Consider the following 2,396-nt stretch of genomic DNA (forward strand, 5'->3'; position numbering starts at 1 on the left):
TTATCTAGCGTCAATTACCTTGGCCGGTCTAGCGGCAATTATCTTGGCCGGTTGATACCGATTTCTATGTACCGTTGCTGATTGCCATTTTGCGACGGTAACTTTCACCTTCACAGTGAATAATAGTTGCATGATGAACCAACCGATCGATAGCTGCGATTGTCATCGTTGAGTCATCGAAGAGCTCATCCCATTGTTCGAACGACTTATTCGAGGTGATGATCATGCTATGCCTTTCGTAGCGATGAGCAATTAACTCGAACAGCACACTGGTTTCCTGTTCGGTCTTACGAACGTAGCCAACATCATCCACGATGAGCAAGCTGTACTTATCAAGCTTAAGTAGCTCGTCTTGCAGGCGTAAATGCTGCTTCGCTTGCTGTAACTGCTGGACGATGGCAGATGCGGCAATGAACTTCACCTTGTAACCTTGCTCAACGAGTCCATAGCCGATACCACTAGCGATATGTGTTTTTCCAAGGCCGCTAGCACCAAACAGCAGTACGTTAGCCCCTGATTTGAGCCAGCCTGTCTGATGGACTAAGTCCGCAACTTGATGCTTGGACACACCATCAACAAGGCTGTAATCGAAGTTGCCAAGGTTCTTGCCAACCGGCAACTTCGCGTCTTTGAGTAAGCGTTGCAGCCGCTTGTCGTCGCGTGTCGCCAGTTCGATATGGCATAGCTCGGACAAGTAAGTCTGTGGGCTCCATTGCTCTTTCACCGCTTTCTTACCAAGAGCTTCCCATTGCTTGACCATGGTACCGAGCTTCAACTGCTTGAGCATTAAAGGTAATGAGGCCGTTTGGTTATCCATTGAGGCCTCCCGGTATCATACTGCTGTATGAGCTCAGACTATGTTGTTTTACCGTGAGGTTCGGTGTTCTTGGCTCTATCACTAAGAACCGTTCTTCACACTCTCGGATGGCCGGTAATTGTCGCTGGGTAATTGACGCGACAATATATCGGCCTAATTGACGCTCACAACCACTTTGTTTGGCTAAATGGAGCACTTTTACCATGTAATAGCTGGCTTTATCAGCTGGAAGTGCTTCATCGACATACTTCCAGATGGCCTTGTAATTGTCATCAGGCAACAAGTCATCACGCAACTGCGAGTTGCGGAAGGCGCGTGGCTTTTTCGCCAGAGCGTCAATAAGGTGTTGGTAATTGACGCTACGTGCACGAGCACCTTTTGCCGCATATACACGTTCAAGCTCAAGGACAAAGTCAGTACCGTAAAACAGCTCTAGGCGACTATCGTACAAGCGCACTAATAAGCGGCTCCCCACAAGCCTTGAAGGCACGCTGTACGTCACTCGCTTAAGCGCAATGGTACTGGTGCGGGAAACCGTGACATAGTGCTCAGTGTAGTTGACGCTCATGGTGCGAGGTAGCGCTTGTAATTGTCGCTGTTCGAGCACGAACTTGTCGTTGATGCGACGATTACGTCGAGCAATGACGTGGTCAACAAAGGTCTCGTAAGCTTCACGGCTCTTAAAATCATGACTGCCACGGATCTTGAGCGCTTGCTCGACTTGCGACTTCGCGTGTCCATGCGGGCCTTCAATGGCGCCATTTTCATGCGCAACTCCGCGATTATTACGTGATGGCCTAAAGCCGTAATGCTTCACTAGCTCGTTAAAGCGCTCGGTCAAGTCGTCAGCGTCAGAGTGATTTCGATACGCAGCGCTCAAGCTGTCGGTACGGATCTCTTGCGGTACACCACCAGCCGCTCTAAAAGCATTTTGAAGACCATCAGAGAACGCCGCAAAGCTCTCGCCACCATAGATAACCTGGGCATAAGCCCATCCGCTAGCCGGCATTCGATAGTGGAAAAGCATATGCTTGAGCCTTTCCCCAGCAATGGTGACGGGGGATTTAACATGCGTGAAGTCTGCAATACCAAGCACCCCGTAGTCGTGAGTTTGAATAAAAACAACGTCTTTGCTGGCTCCGTGCAAACTACGCCATTTACGGATCCGGCGCTCAAGCGTTCGACGTGAACTTGGTTTGAACTTATCGGTGTGGTGCTCGCAAAGATAGTCAAAAATCCCGACAGCAGTGATCTCTGCATCTGCTTGTAGCTTCGGCACGACGATACTGTCCCAAATGCTTTCAAGCGGATCTTCGCGCGTTCGCCATTGCCGCTGCGCTGGCTTTTTATCTTGTTGTTGTTTATCAATACGCCTGGCTGAACGCTCAGATATGCCTGCTTTTGCAGCAGCGACAACTTGGCTGTTTCGTTTTCTATGAGTCATGTATTTCTTGACCTGTTGATCCGTGATTCGTGTTCCCGGCACAGTGAACTCCTCCGTTCTGCTGTACCGAACCTTATCAGATCAACCGGCCAAGATAATTGTCGCTAGACCGGCCACCGTAATTGTCGCTTAATA

2 protein-coding genes are annotated in these 2,396 nt (G+C 49.5%); both read right to left on the reverse strand.

Annotation, left to right across the window (positions count from 1 at the left end; genetic code table 11):
• Positions 1-64: 64 nt before the first annotated feature.
• Positions 65-817: an IS21-like element helper ATPase IstB gene (gene istB, locus DFP83_RS13395; protein WP_110576576.1), complete on the reverse strand. Its 753-nt coding sequence runs from the start codon at positions 815-817 to the stop codon at positions 65-67.
• Positions 810-2,303: an IS21 family transposase gene (gene istA, locus DFP83_RS13400; RefSeq protein ID WP_110576578.1), complete on the reverse strand. Its 1,494-nt coding sequence runs from the start codon at positions 2,301-2,303 to the stop codon at positions 810-812. The genes istB and istA overlap by 8 nt, the downstream gene beginning before the upstream one ends.
• Between the last annotated feature and the right edge of the window lie 93 nt (positions 2,304-2,396).

Origin of the sequence: Idiomarina fontislapidosi (assembly GCF_003226255.1) — a bacterium.
Classification (GTDB): Bacteria; Pseudomonadota; Gammaproteobacteria; order Enterobacterales; family Alteromonadaceae; genus Idiomarina; species Idiomarina fontislapidosi.

Excerpts from the sequence above, each read along its gene's own strand:
- istB (WP_110576576.1), bottom strand. The coding sequence starts at position 817 with ATGGATAACCAAACGGCCTCATTACCTTTAATGCTCAAGCAGTTGAAG.